Below are 20991 nucleotides of genomic sequence, written 5' to 3'. Positions count from 1 at the left end.
ACTGAACTAGAGAGAGGACATTCACAAAACTTCCGTGAAATCGCTCACTCAGGATTGTCCGGATCTTAGACACAATGGCAGTGTTGGAATAGATGAAAGCCCAACTTCAGTTAAGCGCTCCTTCAGTTTTCTCAAAGTCTACTCAACCATTTCTCAGCCGATCCGATATTTCCCGTTGAGGGGCTGTAGCTGCAAGCAGGGTTCCATACCATCTACTAATTCACAGGAAAGGCAGTATGAATACTTCTGAATGCACATCCGAAAATTTGGCCCTGGTTAGCTGGACTTGGCTCTCCTCCAGTCAAGAATCTGAAATGACAGCAAGCCCTCTACGTCCCCCTGCAAAAGCTAAATTTGATTTTTGGCAACCCATGCGTCAATGGCTAGAGCAAGTCGAAGTTGCGACTCCAGCTCTAGCTCATCGGCTTTGCCAACTCATTCCTTCTCAGTGCCCCTTTGAGCGTGACGTTAAACTGTTTGGTCGCACTTTGTTTCACATTCCTCCCATGTGCAAACTCAATCCTTTATACGAAGAAGTGGTAGGTCTACGGTTCCGAGCGCTTTGCTACTTGGCAGACAAATGTGGTGAAGATGTAACACGCTACTGTTAGTCATTCAGGAGGCAGTCGAGCGATCGCAGCCCTTCCGCAAAGAATTAGAGCTGCTGTATCCACTAAACGCTAACTGTTTATATAGGATTGTCATCCAATTAGAACCTTGGCTGCAAGAAGAGCCGAAACGATTTTGAGACAGAGATATCCAAGTCTCATTTAACCCATAGATTTAACTAGTTGATTCTTTAGACCGCTGCAAAAGATCAACACCGAATCTGTAAATTCATTAGACTTTGCATCATCACACAATAGTCTGCAATAAGCTATTGAATTAGCTAGGCAAAACCTTATTTTTTTGCTTAATTTAAAGCTTCCTTAAACCTAAATGTTTTAGTTCTCATTACTTTTGCGCTAATAGCTAAAAATCTCAATTCATAAAGCTAGCTCAACTATTTTCAGTTAACCTTACTTATTTTATGCAGCCTGAATTGAAGTCAGGTTCAATAGCTGAAGCTGCCACAAGCACTGCAGGGTAAATATTTGAAGCTTCGTAACGCTCAAAATTGTTAGGTACTCTCAGAGGAGTAAATTTTAGTTTCACCGTCTTGCTTCTAGAATCGGGGACGCTATATTGATAAGTGAAGCAATTAAGCTTCCCTGGCAGATTTAACAGCCAAGTGTCCATTCAGCAAGAGGTAAAAAGCGCTGTTTTTACAAAGTCTGTCTCGCATCGTCGCAACAGCACTCAAGTGTGATACTGATACTTCCTCATCAATTGGCTAATTGGGAGCTCTGTCGTTGATTGTGAATTAATTCAATCAAAGCAACTCTGCCCATGATCGATGAACCAGAGGAAGTTATTCAGTGAAGGCTTGGGTGTTGTTGTCGTTTAAACTTTCTGTTATTGTCGTTATCTTTATAGAAATTCCAGCCAATAGGTAAACGCGTATCATGGCCATTATTGCCTTGAAAGCCTGGTACCTCCAGCAGTATGAGCCGATTCGAGAACTGGAGAAACGTCCCCATGATTTACGCCTAAGTAAAAATAGCCTCCTGAAATCTGGTTTGCGAGCTGACTTCTTAGAAGACTCTGAAGAAGTAAAGCGCTCTACTTGGTTTCAGCGTTACTTAGAAGGGGAAACCATCGAGTTTTATATCGAGGGGAGTGGTGGCTACGCGATCTCGAATATTGATCTAATTAGTCACGAAATTTACTTCACCAAGCAAGAAGTGATGGCTCATCTGGAGCCAACCATTTTTCTCTGCTACCAAACCGAGTACAACCAATCCAGTGATGTCTTGAGAGACGCACTCCAAGACCTAATTGAAAACCTAAATCGGCGATCGCGCTTACCCCTGAGCTTAGAAGAGTCCCATCGCCTGACAGAAGGACCAGTGCGGCTCAGCAGTACTTTGATGCGGAAAATTCGCCAGAGCTTGCTTTTTGTCGCTGACAGCACTCCCATCACTAAAATTAGCGCTGAACCACCGCAGTTGATTCCGAGCCCTAAGGTTTGTGTTGAGGTTGGTTATGCCCTGCAAAGCAAGCGCACCGAACAGATCCTTTTGGCTCAAATGGACCGCTCCGATTTGCCAGGGCAGTTTCCCTTCGATTTACCCAGCCAGAATCGCTTAGTGTTTAAGGACGCTAAAGACTTAAGCAAAGCTTTACCCAGCTTGGTAGAAACTCAGTTACAGCGATTCAGCTTGCTCTCGTAAATCTAGCTTTCTAACAAGTCTTCGCAAGGAATTGTCGATTTTCGCCGATTCAGAGCCCATAATAATGTCGGTGTATTCAGGATAGTTTCGACAGTATGCCTAGAACCCCGAATGAGTTCATTGTTCACCTCCTATTTGATGGAGGCCATCGGGAAGAAGTCCGTTTCCCTACCATTCAAGAATTCCAAAAGTGGTACAGCGGCGAGCTAGTGCCCAAATCCTCGTCTGATGACTTCATCAGTGTCCCGATCAAAAATATTCAGGGCGAGTACATGGTGGCCCGACCCTCGCGGATTATAGCGATTCGAGTGGAACCGGTGTTCAATTCTAGCGTCGAGCGATACTAGCTCGTTAGATTCTTTATTCCACTCAACCTAAAGTATGTCTGGCTTTGCTAAGGCTCAAAGATGGCTTGCTGCCGTTGCTCTTAGTTTTGGAGTTACGCTCACAGCAACTCATCAGCCTATTTTTGCAGTTCAACCCCTGCAACCTGTTACTTCATCTGTTTCGCTACCGACCTCCCTCGGGCTTGACGACAAAATCTGGCCTCAAGCAGGCCAGCCGGGGGATCGGGCAGCTTTATTAGCGGCGATTGACCATAGTTTGACTTATCTCCAAACTCCTAAAGCAGCGGCAGATTATCAGAAGCATTTGGTGCCTGGAATTAGCCGCGATCGCGTGCGTCGCAGTCTGGTTAGATTTCGCCAGTTGGTGACAAAGTCGCGCTCTGCGGCAGAGCTAAAGGCAGCCGTACAGCGGGAGTTTGTTTTGTATCGAGCCGTGGGCAAAGACAAACAAGGCACTGTTGCCTATACAGGTTACTTTGAGCCTACTTATACTGCTAGCCGTGTCCGTACGGCTGAATATCGCTATCCTCTATTTCGGATACCGCCCGGTTTAGCTGAGTGGTCTAAACCTCAGCCAACCAGGGCTCGATTGGAAGGAAAGGATGGGCTGCAATTTGCCAAGGGGCCGCTGAAGAATCTGGAGTTGGTTTGGTTGCGCGATCGCCTAGAAGCATTTCTGATTCAAGTGCAAGGTTCGGCTCGCCTGCAAATGACGGACGGCAGCACAATGACTGTTGGCTTTGCGGGCAAGACCAGCCATCCTTACACCGGAGTTGGCCGCGAGTTAGTCAAAGATGGCAAGATGCGTCTGGAAGACCTAACACTGCCTAATTTGCTGGAATACTTTCATCAGCATCCTGAAGACCTCGACGTTTATTTGCCACGCAACCGCAGTTTCGTGTTCTTTCGAGAAACCTATGGTGCAGCGGCAACTGGTAGTTTAGGCGTACCCGTAACGGCTGAGCGATCGATCGCAACCGACAAATCTCTCATGCCACCTGGCGCTCTAGCTTTGATTGACACCCCGCTGCCCCAGCCAAGTGCGGCTGGCAAATTAGAACAACGCCCCGTGAGCCGCTACGTCTTGGATCAAGATACCGGAAGCGCCATTAAAGGCCCAGGACGAGTCGATATTTTCATGGGTACAGGGGTGAAGGCAGGCGATCGCGCGGGCCTGACAAATTCAACGGGTCAACTCTACTATCTATTACTGAAGCAGTAACCCTATTTCTACCTACCCCTGTTGAGGTTGTACCCTGTCTATAGAAGCTCTCACATTCAAAGATAGGCATACGAACTACCCCGCTCTACATTGCCCTTGCTATAAGACCCTTCCTTTAAATCAGTAGGGCGTCTAGACAGAGACCCAAAGCCTGCAACAGTAGCGCCTATGGAAGCATCCTTTGAAATTACACTGCTGATGATTATTACAGTCATCGCAGGCATCAGTGCTCAGGTAATTGCCGAATTTTGCAAGGTACCGAGCATTGTTTTCTTGCTCCTCTTTGGCATTCTGCTGGGCTCTGATGGTTTCAATATCTTGCACCCAAATTTGCTGGGTACTGGGTTAGAAGTGATTGTCTCCCTCTTCGTAGCGTTGATTTTATTTGAAGGGGGACTCAATCTAGAACTCGGAGAGCTGGGTCGAGTTTCCGGGAGCCTCCGCAACTTAGTGACAATCGGCACTCTGATTACCTTAGTCGGTGGTGGCATTGCGGCTTATTGGCTGAGTGAATTTCCTTGGCCGATCGCGTTTCTTTACGCCTCCCTCGTGGTCGTTACTGGACCCACTGTCATTAGCCCCCTACTGAAGCAAGTACAGGTTGATCGTCAGGTGGCAGCCTTGCTGGAAGGCGAAGGCGTCCTGATCGATCCGGTGGGAGCCATTTTGGCTGTGGTAGTGCTCAACATCATTCTCAACGGTGATGCCGACCCAGTTTTAGTATTTAGTGGCTTAATGCTCCGACTGGGCATTGGCGGTGGAATTGGTTTGGTTGGGGGTCTCTCGCTAGGCTTTGTGATTAAACGAGCCCGCTTTTTATCGGATGATCTCAAAAACTTAATCGTTTTAGCGGGGCTCTGGGGCTTGTTTGGCTTGGCGCAAATGCTCCGAAGTGAGTCAGGCTTGATGGCAACGGTGGCGGCTGGAATGATGTTGCGAGCATCCTCACTGCCGGAAGAGCGCTTGATCCGACGCTTCAAAGGACAGCTGACCACATTGGCAGTTTCGGTTTTATTTATTCTGCTCTCAGCGGATCTTTCGATCGCTAGTATTTTCGCTTTAGGCCCAGGTGGGGTACTCACAGTCTTAGTCTTGATGTTCATCGTCCGCCCCCTCAATATTTGGCTCTGTACCTCTTGGAGCAGCAACCTGAACTGGCGACAAAAGCTATTTTTGTGTTGGGTGGCTCCTAGAGGTATTGTGTCCGCTTCGGTTGCTTCCTTGTTTTCTATTTTGCTGACCGAACGCGGGATTAACGGGGGAGATGCGATTAAGGCCTTAGTTTTTTTGACAATCCTCATGACCGTTTTTGTCCAAGGCCTATCTGCGGGTTGGGTCGCTCGCTGGTTGGGCATCACCTCCACTCAAGCGACAGGTGCGGTCATTATTGGCTGTAGCCCTCTCAGCCGTCTTCTGGCGCGCTTATTTGATGAACGCGGTGAAGCTGTAGTCTTGATTGACACAGATGCTGAAGCCTGTCGTTTAGCGGCAGAGGAGAATGTGCGAGTTTTTGTCAGTAGTGGTCTAGATGCTGGAGTGTTAGAAGAAGCGGGACTAGGCTCAGTTGGCACCTTTCTAGCCATGACCAACAACGGTGAAGTGAATGTGGTGCTCGCACAACGAGCTGCCGAAGAATTTCATCCACCTCGCGTTCTAGCTGTTTTCCCACGCGATCCTCAAGCAAGTGGTGTTAATAAGAGCAATAAAGTGCATCAAGCTTTTGTTCCAGAGCTCCCCATCAAAGCTTGGAACGAATACTTGAGCAGCGGTGCGGTCAAGCTGGGCGAGACGATGCTACGGGATGAGGGTTTTGCTTTTCAGCAGGCTCATCTGCAAGCTTTGATTCGCTCCGGTGAGCTGATTCCAATACTCCTAGAGCGCGATGACCATTTGCAAATTATGCCTGCCCAGGAAGAGTGGGAAGCGGGCGATCGCATCATTTATCTATTACATGACCCTCGGCCTACCCTACTAAAGTTGCTATCTGGCACCACCCAGCCTCGCCTCACCTTGGAGAAATTAGCCGCAGTAGAAGAAATTCCGATTCCCGAACCTGCTTTAGAAGCTCCCGTTTTGGTAGAAGCCGAAGTAACGCCTAGGGAGACAGAAGTTGTACCACCTTCTATCTCAAGTTAAGTGAGATTAGATGAGAGGTTTAACTTTTAAGACAATTCCGCATCTAAATTGGTACTTCCAACATCAGCCTGCTTAGCTTCTTTTTCTTGAAACAACAAGCTGACTAGGTGAATGACCGCGAGCAAAACGGCTCCAATAGCCAGCAAGTAGCTGTGCAAAGTGTAAAGATGCTCTACCGTAACTGTGCTGACTGAACCACCTGTCAAAATTTCGCGTAAGGCAGGTCCAATCAAGGGGATGGCTTGGATGGTTTCTAATTCAATCTTGAAGCGCCAATAACCAAGTTGGCTCCAGCTCAAGATCATAGCGGTCCAACCTAAGGCGATCGCAGTCAAAGTCAGCAAAATACCGCTAATCCAAGCTGTTAACCAACTGGAACGAAAACGCTCTCCGAGAAACATCACCACAATTTGGATGAGAGAAATAGCAATGAGGCCATTGCCAGCCACGCTGTGCAGGTTTTGAATTAACCAACCATTCGTGACTTCAGTGTTAATCAGTCGCAAGGACTCGTAAGCACCACCTGCCGTAGGTTCGTAATAGAACGCGAGCAAAATTCCTGTGATCGCTGCTATGAGACTCAAAGTCAAAACAGCTACAGCCAAAACCGTAGCGAGTCGCCGCCAAACTACCGCGTACTGCACGTTTTTCATGGCTCGTTAATGTGTAGTTTTGTTAACTCTTAAATTAACAAAGGATGCCAGAATCAGCCACTCTATCGCAGGTCGCAGAACTGGAAAATTATTTAGATCTCAGGACTTATCGCCAACGTTCAACCTAGCTCGTCATCGACTAAGCGTAAGTAACGAGCAGCGAATATGTCAGACTCAGAAGAGACTATTGCAAAGGATGAATTGGTGACTGCTGCACTTGCAAACTCAACTGAACCTGCGATCGCCGAAATCGGAACCTTGTATGGCATTGGCGCGGGTACAGGCGATCCAGAACTTCTCACTCTCAAAGGGCTACGCCTACTAAAGCAAGCATCAGTCGTTGCTTTTCCAGCAGGAGTAAAAGGCAAACTCGGCATGGCTGAGCAGATTGTGGCTGAGTGGTTACAGCCCCATCAAGTGCGCTTAGCCCTAAATTTTCCTTATGTTCAAGATACAGATACGCTGACACAAGCATGGCAGCAAGCCGCCAAGTCAGTTTGGCCCTATTTACAGCAAGGCCAGGATGTAGCCTTTGTTTCTGAGGGGGATGTCAGCTTTTTCAGCACTTTCACATATCTAGCCCAAAGCCTGCAACACCTCTACCCGGAAGCTAAGGTACAGACCATTCCAGGGATTTGTTCTCCCTTAGCTGCGGCGGCGACTTTAGGTATTCCTTTGACGATGCAAGCGCAGCGGCTCGTAGTGCTACCAGCGCTGTACCATGTATCAGAATTAGAAACAGCACTGCAATGGGCAGATGTGGTGGTTTTAATGAAAGTTAGTTCTGTGTACGAACAGGTATGGGCCATTTTGCAGCAGCAGCAACTTTTAAATCGTAGTTATGTGGTTGAGCGAGCCACGTTGCCAGAGCAAGTAATTTATGCGAATCTGAGCGATCGCCCTAACCTCCAACTGTCTTACTTCTCACTGCTGATTGTGCAAGTTACAGCCCCTAGTCTTGTTGGTAGTTAATTCAGGTGGTGTAGGCAACTTTTAGCGCCACTATAATGTCTTCCCATACAGCCCATCGTGGTATTACGTGCAGTTTTAAGCCGCTCATCCTTAACAATCATGAGCCAGTTAAAGTTTAAGGTCCTGAGGCTAAGATTTGAGTGCGTGCTTTTTTAGTACCAAACGAGATGTCGGTTTTTGATGCTTGAGCGGAGCGGATTCTCACAGTTATGTCTTACTGGTCCTTGATTAAGTCTCTGCCCGAAGTATTGCGCCAACCCAGCGGGATTGCAGCTATTGCTTCCGTCGGGGTTCACGGGCTGCTCTGGGTTGTTCTACCTGTTTTACCTCTATCCTCAAAAACCACCGAATCTGAGGCGCAAAGACCTGTAAAACTGGTGGAGCTGACGCCAGCAGAACAAGGCCGTTTACCCAGCTTTGCTACCCCCCAACTTTCCTTGCCTCCTCTGCCCAAGACCACAAACCTATTTCCATCCCTGCCGTCCCTACAGTCGTCCAACTCACTGCCTAGCTCTAGTTCGTCCCCGTATAATCTTCCCCTCTTCGCACCGCCCCCTTCAGGCTTTTCTTTTTCCCCGTCCGTGCCCCTACCCGCTCCTTTAGGGCTTCCCACGACTCAAATTCCCATTCCCGATACGCCAGCCCCTAGAATCTCGGAACCCGCTCAATCTTCCAGACCTACGATCGCCTTTCAAGATCAACCGGGTCTAGATGCGATTCAGCAGAATTCTCAGGCCTTACAATCCCAAAATCTACCTCAACTGCCACAGCTAGAAGCCAGCGCTCCCGAGACAATCAATTTCCCACCCACAGACCTTAGTCCCTCTGAGCCAGGAACTCCACAGTCCCAGCCTCCTAGCAACTCACCGGAACAAACCGCTCCTCCAGCTACAACTCAGGCTCCGCCTCCAGAGACGGAGCAGGCTGCTGCCCCAAACACACCTCCCCCAGCCCCTGGTCCCCGACCAGATAAAATTCCTGCTGAGGCGATCGCGAGACTGCGTGAAGCCCAACAACGCCAGCAAGAACTATATGCCTTTGACGCAACAGATACTAAGCCCGAGGCAGCCAATAACAACCTCAAAACATGGTCTCAAAAAGCTTCAGAGTTCAAACAAGCTGCAAACGCACAAGGAGAAATCTGGAAGAAATTTGACCTCACTCCTAACTATCCAGTAGAAGCTTGTCCTAGAAAGCTAGAAGGACCAACGGTTTTTGGGGTTTTAGTAGATACAGACGGCAAAATAGTTGATGAGCCAGTTTTAATTCAGAGTTCAGGATACAGATTGCTGAACCGAAAAGCTGAGGAAGCCGTTAGAACTTACGAATTTGAGCAAACTGGAGAGCCTGAAGCTTATTTAGTGAACCTACCATTTACCTACAGCAGCGATGCTTGTGCTGCTGCCCCTGCAGAGGAAGTGGCACCTAGCTAAATCTTTTGTTCTCGTTTGAACTTGTGTAACAAATTTTGTAAGTTATTACAGATGACTTGGGCCTGCTTGAGCAGATATGGCTTTAGACCCTACATTTGCAGAGCAACTAACCGCTGCGGCTGACCAACTGTTTCATTACTTAGAGCAGTTTAGTCAGGCGAAGGTTCTTGTGGTGGGAGATTTAACCCTAGACGAATTTCTCACAGGTCAAGTAGAGCGGATTTCTCGTGAAGCTCCGGTGCTGATTATTCGGCATGAAAATACCAGGCAAGTTCCGGGAGGCGGCGCGAACGCGGTCTATAACTTTGCTCAGTTGGGAGCCCAGGTCAAGGCGGTAGGGCTGATTGGCAAGGATGAGCAAGGACAGGTGATTCGCGAGATTTTCGCCAGTGCTGGGATTGATACGCAAGGAGTCTTAGTCGATGCCCAGCGTCCCACCGTGACTAAAACTCGCATTTCTGGGCATGCTCGTCAGTCAGTGACGCAGCAGATTGTGCGGGTCGATCGCAAATCGGATGAGCCACCAGACCTAGAGTTGCAGCTCCAATTAGCGCAGTATATTCAGCAACATCAAGACACCGTAGATGCAGTTGTTTGTTCAGATTACGGGGATGGCACTCTCACCCAATTGGTAACTGCCGCAGCTTTGCAGCATCCTTGCACGATTGTGGACACTCAGAAAGAACTGAACCGCTATCGAGGTGCCCTGTTGTTTACGCCCAACCTGCCGGAGGCAGAGCAAGCAGTTGGTTATGCGATCGCGACTCCCCAGGATTTGAGTCGAGCAGGACGTGATCTTTTAGACTTAACTGAGGCCCAAAATATTTTGATCACCCGTGGGGAAGCAGGTATGACCCTGTTTGAGCGATCAGGGGAGGAATCTCATATTCCTGCTTTTAACCGCACTGACGTATTTGACGTCACTGGAGCAGGGGACACCGTCGTGGCGGCTTTAACCTTAGGGTTAACTGCGGGAGCATCGGTATGGGAAGCCGCTGTTCTAGGTAACTTAGCAGCCAGCATTGTGGTACGGCAGTTTGGCACTGCTACAACCACTACCTCTGAAATTAAACTAGCCCTACAAAATTTACTGAACTAAGTAACCTGGAGACAACAAGCGACATGACAGAGACAGGCAAAGGCACAGAGGCAGACCAAAACTCTCAGCGCCGTCATCCCCGCCGCATTATTATCACGGGAGGGGCTGGGTTTATTGGCTCCAATTTTGTCCATTACTGGTGTGATCGCTATCCAGAAGATCGCGTGATTGTGCTGGATGCGCTGACCTATGCTGGCAATCTGCGGAACCTGGAAAGTTTAGAGGAGCGGCCTAATTTTCGCTTTGTTCAAGGAGACATCTGCGATCGCTTGTTGCTGGATGCCCTGCTGAAGCAAGAAAAAGTTGATGCGATCGCTCACCTCGCTGCCGAATCCCATGTCGATCGCTCGATTCTATCGCCTGGTGCTTTTGTCCGCACCAATGTTGTCGGCACTTTCACGCTTCTAGAGGCGTTTCGTCACCATTGGGAAGCCCACCAAAAACCGAGTCACTATCGCTTCTTGCACGTCTCTACCGACGAAGTTTATGGCAGCTTAGGCTCTGACGATCCAGCCTTTAGCGAAACCACTTCCTACGCTCCGAACAGCCCTTACTCAGCTTCCAAAGCAGGCAGTGATCATTTCGCCCGCGCCTACTACCACACCTACAACCTGCCCACCCTCATTACTAACTGCTCCAACAATTACGGCCCTTACCACTTCCCAGAAAAGTTGATTCCCTTGATGTGTATCAACATTTTGCTGGGCAAGTCGTTACCTGTGTACGGTGATGGTCAAAACGTGCGTGACTGGCTTTACGTAGAAGACCATTGCCGCGCCTTAGACACCGTGATCCACCAAGGGCAGCCAGGAGAAACTTACAATATTGGCGGCAATAACGAAGTCAAAAATATTGACCTAGTTCACATGCTGTGCGACTTGATGGACGAGCTGGCCCCCGACTTACCTGTGCGTCCTTGCCATCAGCTGATTACGTATGTCAAAGACCGCCCAGGGCACGATCGCCGTTACGCCATTGATGCCAGCAAAGTTAAAACCGAGCTGGGTTGGACTCCCCAAGAAACTGTTGAAAGAGGCTTACGCAAAACTGTGCAGTGGTATCTAGACCACCCCAGTTGGTGGCGACCTCTGCTCTCTGAGGAATATCAAGCTTACTACCGCAAGGTCTACGCCTAAACCTACTGGATAGCTGCGTAGACACAAAATTCTGGCTCTGCGGTAGAGGCACCTCTTGTGAGCGCCCTCAATGGTGAAAAGGCACCCACAACACATCTGCAACGGGTGCCCCTAGCAGGCGTTGACATGTAGGCGTTGAGGTTAAGTACCTGCTCCCAGTGGCCAAGTGGTCACAAGGAAGACAATCACAGCTCCCAAGGCTAGCAAACCTTGAATTAAATTACCGATTAACGAACCGACGACAATCCCAATGCCAGCTTTGACAGCTATGACAAAATCTCGTCGATAAATCAACTCACCCACGATCGCGCCCAATAAGGGACCAATCAAAATCCCCAATAATGGCCCACCAAAAGGCAATGCAGGTAGCAAACCAAAAAAGCCGAGCAGCAATCCTACTACTGCGCCAATTTGGCCCCACTTGCTGGCTCCAAAGCGCTGGGCTCCCCAAAAGCTTGCCAGAAAATCTACACCCATGCTGACCACCAGCACTCCGATCGCCACCACTAAGGGAACGGTCACTGTGCCAAATCCGTGGATAACGCCCCAGATCACGATGGCAGCCACAATCAAGCTGGTGCCTGGGATAGCTGGGACCACGGCCCCAATTACCCCAAGCACCATCACAGCTACAAGCAGCCAATAGAGTACGGTCATAGTTTAAGCGTGAGGTTGAGCAACTTCTAAATAGTGACGGATAAATGATGACTCAGAGTATTGTCTAGCTTGTCGGCGATCGCCTCTACCCAGTTTTCGTCCTGCTTGGTATAGCTGCGCGGAGCATTGGCGGCCAGGATCAAAGCTCCTTGATTGCCAATGGGTTGGCAAATAATACCTTGAGTATTTTCTGGCAAATAGTCGAACTCAATGCGTCCAGGGTAAGCTTTTACATCGACTAAATAAACGGGTTTTTGCTTCTCCAAGACCCGTTGCAGAATCGGGCCTGGCTTCACCTCCGCATTGGTCGCCAAAATTCCTCGCCGCAGTAAGACGCGCCCCTGATACCACACCACCAGCGATCGCGTCATGGTATTGGTGAGCAAAATCTGAGAGGCCCAAGCCAGTTCTAGCCGCACCGCTTCTGGCAGGTTTGAAGCTAGTTCCAGTCCTTCTTCACCGACTAACTTCACAGCATCGGGCGATCGCGGTTGAATGCGCTGCCACAGCAACCCAGTTAGAATCAATAAGGCACTGAGAATGACGCCTAAAGCGTCAGAACGAGCTTGAGCATCCGTTAAATTGGGCGTAAGCAGGCGATTCACTAGCAGCAACGTCCCTGCCAAAGCGCCCACAACAATGGGTAAACGACGTAAAACTTGATTTTGGTCGGGTTTTGCCATGCCTTGGGGCCTGATTCTATCTATTCACCATCGTAATAGATAGAATGTTTCCGTCTTGGTTTTAGCTTCAGCCGTGTGGAGGCAAATCAGTAGTGCTGGAATTAGTCAGCTCTGGGTTGGTTTCGCTTTGGTTCAAAATGGCCCAAGTGCCACAACCCATCAATCCCGACAGCTTGCTTGCGTCTTGGAGTACACCTGGCCTAGTTTTTTCTGCCCAACCTGACCCAGCAGGCGAAGCAACGGTGAAACAGTATCTGCAAGGTCTGAGCGCCACAGGGCTGACTGAGACGACCCAAGGTGTTTGGGTGCAAGTGGGCTACAACCTGCTGGCCAATCACCAAGGAACGCAACCCTTACCTGCGGCTTCTTTAACTAAGGTCGCGACTTCTTTGGCCGCACTAGAAACTTGGGGGCCTGCTCACCAATTTGACACGTTGATCGGGGCCACGGGACCAATTCAGAACGGAGTGTTACAGGGAGACTTGGTAATTCAGGGCAATAACGACCCCTTCTTTGTCTGGGAAGAAGCGATCGCCCTCGGCAATACCTTGAACCGCATGGGCATTCGTCAAGTCACAGGCAGCCTAGTAATTACTGGCAACTTCGCCATGAACTATGAGACTGATCCTTTGCTAGCAGGAACGTTGTTAAAGCAAGGGTTAAATGCTCAACTGTGGTCCGAGGAAGCCAAGGCACAGCACCTCAACTTACCCAAAGGCACCCCTCAGCCTCAAGTCGCGATCGCGGGCGATGTGAAGGTCGCTACCTTGCCGATTCCTAAGCAAATTGCTTTGTTACGGCACCAATCCCTGCCATTGGCACAAATCCTCAAACAGATGAACATCTACAGCAACAATCCGATGGCTGAGATGTTAGCTGCTTCCGTGGGAGGAGCACCTGTCGTCGCCGCTCAGGCTGCTAAAGCTGCGGGGGTGCCACAAGCAGAAATTCAACTGATTAATGGCTCTGGTTTGGGTCCAGAAAATCAAATTTCCCCACGAGCTGTATGCGCCATGTTTATGGCGATTGAAAATTACTTGAAGCCTCAGCAGATGAGTGTAGCTGACTTGTTTCCAGTCTCTGGTCGCGACGGTGGTACGCTCGAAGACCGCAATATTCCTGTCGCCTCAGTCGTCAAAACGGGGACGCTTTGGGATGTGAGTACTCTGGCAGGAGCCTTACCCACTCGCGATCGCGGCTTAATTTGGTTTGCGATTTTGAATCGAGGCGAAGACCTAGATGGGTTGCGGAATCGCCAAGACCAACTGCTGCAAAACTTACTAGAGCAGTGGGGAGCCGATCAATCGGTTGTGGCTGAGATTGCTCCCAACAGCGCACCAGGCTCTAATACACCGCTCAATTTCTCAGCTCCAGCCTCCAGTAGTGAACCCGCCGCTACTCAGCTAATGGGAACTACAACTGCTCCTAGCAATCCCGAGGCAGCATCACCGACCCTGCACCAAAAGTTTCAACTAGGCGATGACAGGCGCAATCAAATTTTGTTTAAGGTCCAGGTTTGAGGTCCGAGCTTAGGGAATAATTTCTGTCACTACTCGGCCACCACTCACCACAATATTCTGGTCTTGCAAAGTTCCTGAAGCTTTAGGGCCTTTGAGGTTAAAGGGTGGATTCGCTTGGCTATAAACCACATTCCCTGTTGCTTCAATTTGCTGCGTCGGGATATACCAAGTGAGGTTGTCTGCTGCTAGTTGGGATTGGTTGCGCTGTCCGTTTCCTTGCACATTTCCCGTTAGGTAAAAAATTCGCGGCTCCAGATTACCACGTCCTTGATTGGCCGTTATAGCGACCAGTTGCTCCCGGTGCAACACATCAACTCGTTGATCGGAAACTACTGTTTGGTCGTTGAGGTTCCAAACTAGAGAATTGCTAGCAATTTCGAGTGGTGGGTCAGCCACAGACAGTTTAGCGTTCTGTTTCAGCGTCGCGACTTTGTTTTTTAGCTGCACTTCGGCTTGGTCGGCTACGGCGCGATCGCTCACGACAGTCCCCACATAGCGATCGATTTGTACTGGCTTATCAACCACTACTAACTGCTTAGCAATTTCCCAGATCAAATGCTCGCTCTTAAAGCCCATAGCAGGATCTTTAGACATAGCTGCTACCTGACCAAAAAACTCCATCCGCCGCGCCCGACTGTATACTTTGGCTTCTTTGGCCGTAGCTTGGAATTGGGGATGAGTACCTGTGATGTTATTACGAACTAGCAAAAGATCGATTTTGGGCTGCCATTCCAGCTCATTACCCTTAACGATCGCCCCACTTTGGATGTCAGTAGCGACAATTTGCCCTTTCAGCAGGATAGTTTGGCCGTCTTTTCGGACTTCGCCACTCTGAGCCTGAATTTTGTAGACCGCTTTGCCATCCTGAAACAACTCACCCGCAGGGCTTTGAACGTTAGCAATTTTTTGGTCTTTACTGTAGCGTGCTTGCTTGGCTTTGACTTTCCATAGCAACTGACCTTTTTCGTCTACCTGCTCTAGGGTGACATCATTAAACGTCAAGTTGTTATCAAAATTCTGCACCGCAGAACTATCTTGAGCCAGCTTATCAACCGTTTGGCTTTTCTTGGGTCCCCCACAAGCACTGAGACCCACCAGCAAGATCAACCACACAAGCTGCGAGGAGTAAATTGGGTGTCGGCGCAAGCTAGAGGGTCTCAAGCGAGGCAGCAGTGACATCAGCATTCTCAAAGTGTTCAATACCAGAATTGACTATACAGTAGGCTTCTGGTTCCACTCTAGACGCTGATGCCCTTTTCTCGCGATCGCCTTTTAACAGCAGTAAAACGATGGCCTCATCCAAGATGGCCGTTTCTCAGCCATTAACACCGCGCCGAGTTGGCAGTTTCCCTACCGCTCCTCTGGCTCTTCAACGATGCTAATACCGGAGAGGGGCCGATAGGTATAGCTTTGTCGCGGTGTTTTTTGAATATCTTCTTTAATGTTGTCCAGATCGATATAGCGATCCGACACGTTGATCAAGCTATCACTGGTCATGGAGCGAAGGCTGACCACTTCAACCCGCACACCTCGGTAACTGACGGCATTAACCGCATAGGCTAAGTCACCATCGCCACTCACCAAAACCGCCGTATCGTAGGAATCGACCAAGGCCATCATATCTACAGCAATTTCTACATCCAAATTGGCTTTTTTAGAGCCATCTGGTAGCTGCACCAAATCCTTAGAGATCACTCGGTAGCCATTGCGACGCATCCACAGCAAAAAGCCTTGCTGTTTTTCGTTGGTGCGATCAACGCCTGTATAGAAAAATGACCGTAATAAGCGAGAACCCGCCGTCAGACGACAAAGCAGTTTGGTGTAATCAATTTCAATCCCTAACTGCAACGCGGCATAAAACAGATTAGAGCCATCAATAAAAATGGCCACTCGACCCCGGTTCTCTAGAACTTGTTCTGGGGTGAATACAGTATTGCTTTCTAAATTGTTCAACATTGTTGTTATACCTCTTTTTTATTATGAAAAAAATTGATGTTTCATTAGTTCACCTATTGATGACCGTAGCACTGTTTGCTAACACTGTCTGCTTAGACTGACCTTAGATCACTGCTTCCGGAGCTTCTAAGCGTTGAAACACAGGTTTAGCGTCACCTAAGGATTGATTACCAGGTAGTATTCCCCAGGTAGCATGGGTCACAAACGGCAGCGAAACATCAATTAAACTTCGATCATTAAAATCTACAGCAAACCCGAGCTGCTGGTAGATGGCACCACTGACATTCGGAATGATTGGCGACAAGAGATAAGCGGCAAGCCTAACCGATTCTAAAACTGAATAGAGGACTTGCTCGACTGCTTGTTGCTCTCCTCGCTTATAGAGACTCCAAGGAGCCTGATCATCAATAAATTTGTTGCCCATTCTCACTAGGGCCAGAATGGCTTCACAGGCTTCACTGAAGGCTAAGGCTTGGTAAGCTTGAGCCGTGCGATCGCCTAGAGTTACGCCAATTGCCTTCAACGGATGATCAACAGCAACCTCTGCGCCCACGACAGCGGGAACCTTGCCATCGCAGTACTTATAGACCATCTTCAAGGTCCGATTTAGCAAGTTGCCTAAGTCGTTGGCTAAGTCAGCATTCAAAATATTGATGAAACGAGTTTCATTGAAGTCGCCATCTCGGCCAAACTCGATTTCCTTGAGGAAATAGTAACGCACTGCGTCTGAGCCATACCGATTAACCAACGCCACCGGGTCGATCGTGTTACCCAAGCTTTTGCCCATTTTTTGACCGTCTTTAGTCAAAAAGCCATGGCCAAACAAGCGCCCTGGTAAGGGCACCTCGGCTGACATCAGCATGGCAGGCCAATAAACCGCATGAAAGCGTAAAATATCCTTGCCAATCAAATGCAAATTGATCGGCCACCAATGGGCTAAGGCATTTTCTAGGGTGGGTTCGCTGTCCGGGTCCAGCAAAGCCGTTACATAACCTAGTAAAGCGTCAAACCACACATACAGGGTATGACCAGGATCGTTGGGTACCGGGAATCCCCAGTCTAAATTGACGCGAGAAATCGAAAAATCCTTTAGCCCTTGGCTCACGAAACTGAGCACTTCGTTACGGCGAATTTCTGGTTGAATAAAATCTGGTTGCTGTTGGTAAAGCTCTTCTAGTTTTGTTTGATAGTTCGATAGCCGAAAAAAGTAATTTTGCTCGTCACGCCATTCAGTTTCGCGTTGGTGAATGGAACAACGATGACCTTCTAATAAATCTCGCTCTTCTTTGAATTCTTCGCAAGAAACACAGTACCAACCTTTCTGTTGGCCTAAATAGATGTCACCGCGCTCCCACACTCGTTGAAAGAACTCTTTGACAATGGCTGCGTGACGTGGGTCAGTAGTACGAATAAAGCGATCGCACTGGACATTGAGTTGCTGCCAAAGCTGAGAGAACCCAGCTGAAACTTCATCACAATGTGCTTGCGGCGATCGCCCTAGCGCTTCAGCCGTACGCTGGATTTTCTGCCCATGTTCATCAGTACCTGTAATTAGTAAAACTGATTTACCTTGCAATCTTTGAAAGCGCGCAATTACATCTGCGGCGATCGTGGTGTAAGCGCTGCCAATATGCGGTAAATCATTTACATAATAAAGAGGTGTTGTAAGAGCAAATTTTTCTTTATTCGTATCGATAGAAATCATGGAAGAGAAAAATACAATACATTAAATCCGTTTTTAATCATACATGAGCACCTGCAAATAAGTCCTTTATTTGCTCTTTGATCTAGGCTAATTAGCTTTAATTAATAAGTCTAGAATCAAACAAAAATATAATTAAGGTGACAAGGCTGAAGTTACTTACTATCTTAACCGTAAACTTTACTTAAAATAGGTTACAGAACCTTAAATCAATTGAAATAAAGCAGCTATACCTTGCCACTTTACGCGACAAGGAGTTCTAGCTCGTAAGCGGGTTAAGTTTTCAGTCTGCCTCGTTGGGTAGAAGCAGCAGGGCTAGCCGCAACTCTTTACTTAGCTAGACCCGTTAGTTTCTACTCTAAGACATGTGTCAAGCCGAGTAAAGCAATGTTAACACTGTCATTAAGTAAGGATTGAGGCGTTTATTTTCTCCGATGTCTTCAGATAGCCCACTGCAAATTTCTCGCTGGCTGCTAACTGCCTTAGGAACTCGCATGTTTCTCTACCATGAGAATTTGGTTCCTCGGAATAGCGCTGTTTTGGTAGTGAGCAACCACCGCAGTTTTATGGATGCTCCGATCCTGATGGCCGCAGTTAATCGCCCCATTCGGTTTGCCTGCCATCACTATATGGACCAAGTGCCAGTGATGCGGGAGGTCGTCAAACTATTAGGCTGTTTTCCTTTAGATTCGCTGGAACATCGACAACAGAGTTTCTTCCGACAGGCTAGTCAACTACTCCAGTCCCCTCAAATGATTGGTGTGTTTCCTGAAGGAGGAGAGCCTATGGTGCAAGAGACTCATCCCCAAAAAACTGGAGAGTTCCATCGAGGCTTTGCTCACCTGGCTTTGCGGGCTCCGATTCAGAATTTGGCCGTGTTGCCTGTCGCGATCGCCTCCTGCGAGGAAAGCAATGGTGCCGGGGTCCCGCTGAAATTATTAAGCCTAATCGATCCGTCAGAGCCTTTATTTGACCAAAATGGTTGGCATCCTTTGGTAATCTACCATCGGGTCAATGTCTTCATTGGTCGGCCACACTGGGTCAAAACCTCCGAACGCCAACATTACCGGGGCAAGGATGCCAAAACAGTTGTCTCTGACTTAACCAACTACTGTCACGCCGAAATTGACCATTTACTTGCTCAAGGCTGCTATTAGAGCCGCCTACCTGAGGCTGCTCAACGCTCCAGCTGGAATTTACTAATTCTCATCTCCCTCAGAAAATGCAGGAAGTCAAGAGCCAAATCTGTTTTCTCACGCCCAGACGGCTGAATCCTCACCATTCCCTGTTTGTGTTCCTACCGGGTATGGATGGGACTGGGCAACTTTTGCGATCGCAGACTTCAGGGCTAGAAACCAGCTTTGATATCCGCTGCTTAGCCATTCCTCCCGATGACTTAACCAACTGGGATGTCTTAGCAACCAAAGTCATCAATTTGATTCAAGAAGAAATTGCCAAACAGGAGCAACCACGGGCGGTCTACCTCTGCGGTGAGTCCTTCGGTGGCTGTCTAGCGCTTCGAGTTGCCACTCAAGCTCCTCAACTCTTTGATCGGCTCGTGCTCGTCAATCCAGCTTCGTCCTTTAAACGGCGGCCTTGGATTCAGTGGGGTTCATCTTTGACTCGTTGGTTGCCAGAAACTTGGTATCAAATCTCATCGGTAGGATTGCTGCCGTTTCTAGCATCCTTTGGGCGCATACTACCAGAAGATCGCCAAGCGCTGCTCACGGCGGTGCAGTCAGTCCCGCAAAAAACTTCCATCTGGCGTCTCTCTCTGCTCAATGAGTTTGACATTGCCGATGACCAACTGCGTTGTCTCACGCAACCTGTTTTACTTTTAGCCAGTGCCGCCGATCGCCTGCTACCTTCCTTAGCCGAGGCAGAGCGCTTAGCAGCAGTTTTGCCAAACGTCACAACGGTGGTTCTGCCCGATAGCGGTCACGCCTGCCTCTTAGAAGCAAATGTCAATCTTTACGAGATTATGCGTCAGCATAATTTTTTGATGTATCAAGATGACCTGACTTTACCAGCCTCTATTTCAGGTTTGGGTGTGCAGTCCTAACTTTTGAGCTAAAAATCTGGATCTGCTTGGCAGTAGACTGAAGTTCATATTATGCGAGGATTGAGGCAGGTTAGTCTGCTATTACCTCAACTAGGGTGTATTGCTAGACTTCAAAGCGCAAGCTCAAGTGTCGGTCATGGCGATCGCATCAACCTCTTAAAGCTTGGTGTGGCTCTCGAATTCACCTCATTCCTGAAGGGAGAAAATATTCATGAAACCAATTCACTTTTCGCCTAAAGTGCAATTTTTTGGTAAATCCCTTCTGGAAACCGCAAACTCTGCTCAACAGTCGCTAGAATGATGGAAACTCAGTGCTCCAGATCACTGGCCAAGTTGCTGGTAAGAAGTTACGTTTGCCCCTCAGCAGCATTGACGGTTGAAACCATAATGTCTTTCAGCAGCTCCTCCACACCTCCTGGCAAACGGCTTCATTCGCGCTCTCGCTGAATTATTCCTTAACAACCTTGGATAATGACTGTAACAGGTACCATCCATCTCCAAGAACGTTTCCAAACTACTCTCTTCCATTTGATTCAGGCTCAACTTGCTAAATTTTCAAATCACATCAATCAAGGGCTACCTGCTATTAACTGCACCTTACAAGCAGGCAGGCAATAACTCAGCAATGCTCACTTCCAATTACCCATTGGACGCCTTCAAAGTCAGCCAGAACCGCTGTTAGGTTTGGGTGCTTCACGTTGAAGGCGACAGCATTGATTCGGGTAAAGCTACGGCAATTGATTAAGTATTCGAAGAGTTAGGTGCTCAGGAGAAACCAAACATGCTACACCGCAAGATCTATCAGCTCTGTTCAGATGGTCGCGAAGTCTGGATCTTCTTGCGGGACCAGCAGCGCTGGATTGAACGCGCACGCATTCTTGACATTGAGGGAGATTTAGTTACGCTTCGCTACGAAACTGAAGAAGAGGATGAAATGTGCTCCTGGGAGGAGATGGTGCGGCTAGAAAGCATCGGTGCTGTGACCCAGAAGCTAGCCACAGTCCCCAGAGGCGATGTCGAACCTTTAGTTTCCGATGACTGTCCTGAAGCAGAGCAAATTCGTAATCACCCTGATTCCAACCCAGACTAAGACCTAACCTGATGTAGGTTCCTTAGCAGGTTAAGACAGACTTTAAGGCA

19 protein-coding genes are annotated in these 20991 nt (G+C 48.5%); 13 read left to right on the top strand and 6 right to left on the bottom strand.

Annotation, left to right across the window (positions count from 1 at the left end; translation table 11 throughout):
* The first annotated feature begins 236 nt into the window (after positions 1–236).
* The 5 genes from H6F68_RS23500 (at position 237) to H6F68_RS23480 (ending at position 5978) form a co-directional block, all read left to right on the top strand.
* Positions 237–611: a Mo-dependent nitrogenase C-terminal domain-containing protein gene (locus tag H6F68_RS23500; protein WP_190562710.1), complete on the top strand. Its 375-nt coding sequence runs from the start codon at positions 237–239 to the stop codon at positions 609–611.
* 894 nt (positions 612–1505) lie between these two features.
* On the top strand, positions 1506–2273 hold the full coding sequence (locus tag H6F68_RS23495) for a hypothetical protein (protein ID WP_190562708.1): 768 nt from the start codon (positions 1506–1508) through the stop codon (positions 2271–2273).
* A 95-nt stretch (positions 2274–2368) separates the two neighbouring features.
* On the top strand, positions 2369–2620 hold the full coding sequence (locus tag H6F68_RS23490) for a hypothetical protein (RefSeq protein ID WP_190438355.1): 252 nt from the start codon (positions 2369–2371) through the stop codon (positions 2618–2620).
* A 34-nt stretch (positions 2621–2654) separates the two neighbouring features.
* The gene (locus H6F68_RS23485) at positions 2655–3842 is read left to right on the top strand and encodes a murein transglycosylase A (RefSeq protein WP_190562706.1); all 1188 of its coding nucleotides are present in this window, start codon (positions 2655–2657) and stop codon (positions 3840–3842) included.
* A 168-nt stretch (positions 3843–4010) separates the two neighbouring features.
* The gene (locus tag H6F68_RS23480) at positions 4011–5978 is read left to right on the top strand and encodes a sodium:proton antiporter (protein ID WP_190562704.1); all 1968 of its coding nucleotides are present in this window, start codon (positions 4011–4013) and stop codon (positions 5976–5978) included.
* Positions 5979–6004: 26 nt separating this feature from the next.
* Here H6F68_RS23480 and H6F68_RS23475 read toward each other — a convergent pair whose 3' ends face one another.
* The gene (locus H6F68_RS23475) at positions 6005–6631 is read right to left on the bottom strand and encodes a cytochrome b N-terminal domain-containing protein (protein WP_190562702.1); all 627 of its coding nucleotides are present in this window, start codon (positions 6629–6631) and stop codon (positions 6005–6007) included.
* 165 nt (positions 6632–6796) lie between these two features.
* Here H6F68_RS23475 and H6F68_RS23470 point away from each other — a divergent pair, with 165 nt between their 5' ends.
* The 4 genes from H6F68_RS23470 (at position 6797) to rfbB (ending at position 11271) form a co-directional block, all read left to right on the top strand.
* Positions 6797–7603, top strand: coding sequence for a precorrin-2 C(20)-methyltransferase (locus H6F68_RS23470; protein WP_190562700.1), 807 nt, complete (start codon positions 6797–6799; stop codon positions 7601–7603).
* A 209-nt stretch (positions 7604–7812) separates the two neighbouring features.
* Complete coding sequence (locus tag H6F68_RS23465) at positions 7813–9036, top strand: TonB family protein (protein WP_190562698.1); 1224 nt, start codon at positions 7813–7815, stop codon at positions 9034–9036.
* A 76-nt stretch (positions 9037–9112) separates the two neighbouring features.
* Positions 9113–10135 carry a D-glycero-beta-D-manno-heptose-7-phosphate kinase gene (gene rfaE1 / locus H6F68_RS23460; protein ID WP_190562696.1) on the top strand — a complete coding sequence of 341 codons (1023 nt, stop codon included), beginning with the start codon at positions 9113–9115 and terminating at the stop codon, positions 10133–10135.
* A 23-nt stretch (positions 10136–10158) separates the two neighbouring features.
* Positions 10159–11271 (top strand): dTDP-glucose 4,6-dehydratase, encoded by a 1113-nt coding sequence (rfbB, locus tag H6F68_RS23455; RefSeq protein WP_190562694.1) that lies wholly within the window; start codon positions 10159–10161, stop codon positions 11269–11271.
* Positions 11272–11412: 141 nt separating this feature from the next.
* Here the strand turns inward: rfbB and H6F68_RS23450 are convergent, their stop codons facing one another.
* Positions 11413–11928, bottom strand: coding sequence for a DUF456 domain-containing protein (locus tag H6F68_RS23450; protein ID WP_190562692.1), 516 nt, complete (start codon positions 11926–11928; stop codon positions 11413–11415).
* A gap of 26 nt (positions 11929–11954) precedes the next feature.
* The gene (locus tag H6F68_RS23445) at positions 11955–12611 is read right to left on the bottom strand and encodes a cofactor assembly of complex C subunit B (protein ID WP_190562690.1); all 657 of its coding nucleotides are present in this window, start codon (positions 12609–12611) and stop codon (positions 11955–11957) included.
* A gap of 92 nt (positions 12612–12703) precedes the next feature.
* On the opposite strand from H6F68_RS23445, the gene H6F68_RS23440 reads away from it, so the two are divergent.
* The gene (locus tag H6F68_RS23440) at positions 12704–14131 is read left to right on the top strand and encodes a D-alanyl-D-alanine carboxypeptidase (RefSeq protein ID WP_190562688.1); all 1428 of its coding nucleotides are present in this window, start codon (positions 12704–12706) and stop codon (positions 14129–14131) included.
* A 9-nt stretch (positions 14132–14140) separates the two neighbouring features.
* Here H6F68_RS23440 and lptC read toward each other — a convergent pair whose 3' ends face one another.
* From lptC to metG, 3 genes are all read right to left on the bottom strand, one after another.
* Positions 14141–15310 (bottom strand): LPS export ABC transporter periplasmic protein LptC, encoded by a 1170-nt coding sequence (gene lptC, locus H6F68_RS23435; RefSeq protein ID WP_190555371.1) that lies wholly within the window; start codon positions 15308–15310, stop codon positions 14141–14143.
* A 171-nt stretch (positions 15311–15481) separates the two neighbouring features.
* Positions 15482–16087: an NYN domain-containing protein gene (locus H6F68_RS23430; protein ID WP_190438321.1), complete on the bottom strand. Its 606-nt coding sequence runs from the start codon at positions 16085–16087 to the stop codon at positions 15482–15484.
* 103 nt (positions 16088–16190) lie between these two features.
* Positions 16191–17792: a methionine--tRNA ligase gene (gene metG / locus H6F68_RS23425; protein WP_190562686.1), complete on the bottom strand. Its 1602-nt coding sequence runs from the start codon at positions 17790–17792 to the stop codon at positions 16191–16193.
* A gap of 431 nt (positions 17793–18223) precedes the next feature.
* Between metG and H6F68_RS23420 the strand changes: the two genes are divergently transcribed.
* From H6F68_RS23420 to H6F68_RS23410, 3 genes are all read left to right on the top strand, one after another.
* The gene (locus H6F68_RS23420) at positions 18224–18946 is read left to right on the top strand and encodes a 1-acyl-sn-glycerol-3-phosphate acyltransferase (RefSeq protein WP_190562684.1); all 723 of its coding nucleotides are present in this window, start codon (positions 18224–18226) and stop codon (positions 18944–18946) included.
* Positions 18947–19011: 65 nt separating this feature from the next.
* Positions 19012–19851 (top strand): alpha/beta fold hydrolase, encoded by an 840-nt coding sequence (locus tag H6F68_RS23415; RefSeq protein ID WP_190555368.1) that lies wholly within the window; start codon positions 19012–19014, stop codon positions 19849–19851.
* A 781-nt stretch (positions 19852–20632) separates the two neighbouring features.
* On the top strand, positions 20633–20941 hold the full coding sequence (locus tag H6F68_RS23410; RefSeq protein WP_190438310.1) for a DUF6679 family protein: 309 nt from the start codon (positions 20633–20635) through the stop codon (positions 20939–20941).
* Positions 20942–20991 lie beyond the last annotated feature (50 nt).

This window comes from Trichocoleus sp. FACHB-262, assembly GCF_014696035.1.
GTDB lineage: Bacteria > Cyanobacteriota > Cyanobacteriia > FACHB-46 > FACHB-46 > Trichocoleus.
Note: the sequence above shows the minus strand (reverse complement) of the source record. Positions and strands in the feature narration are given on the sequence as shown.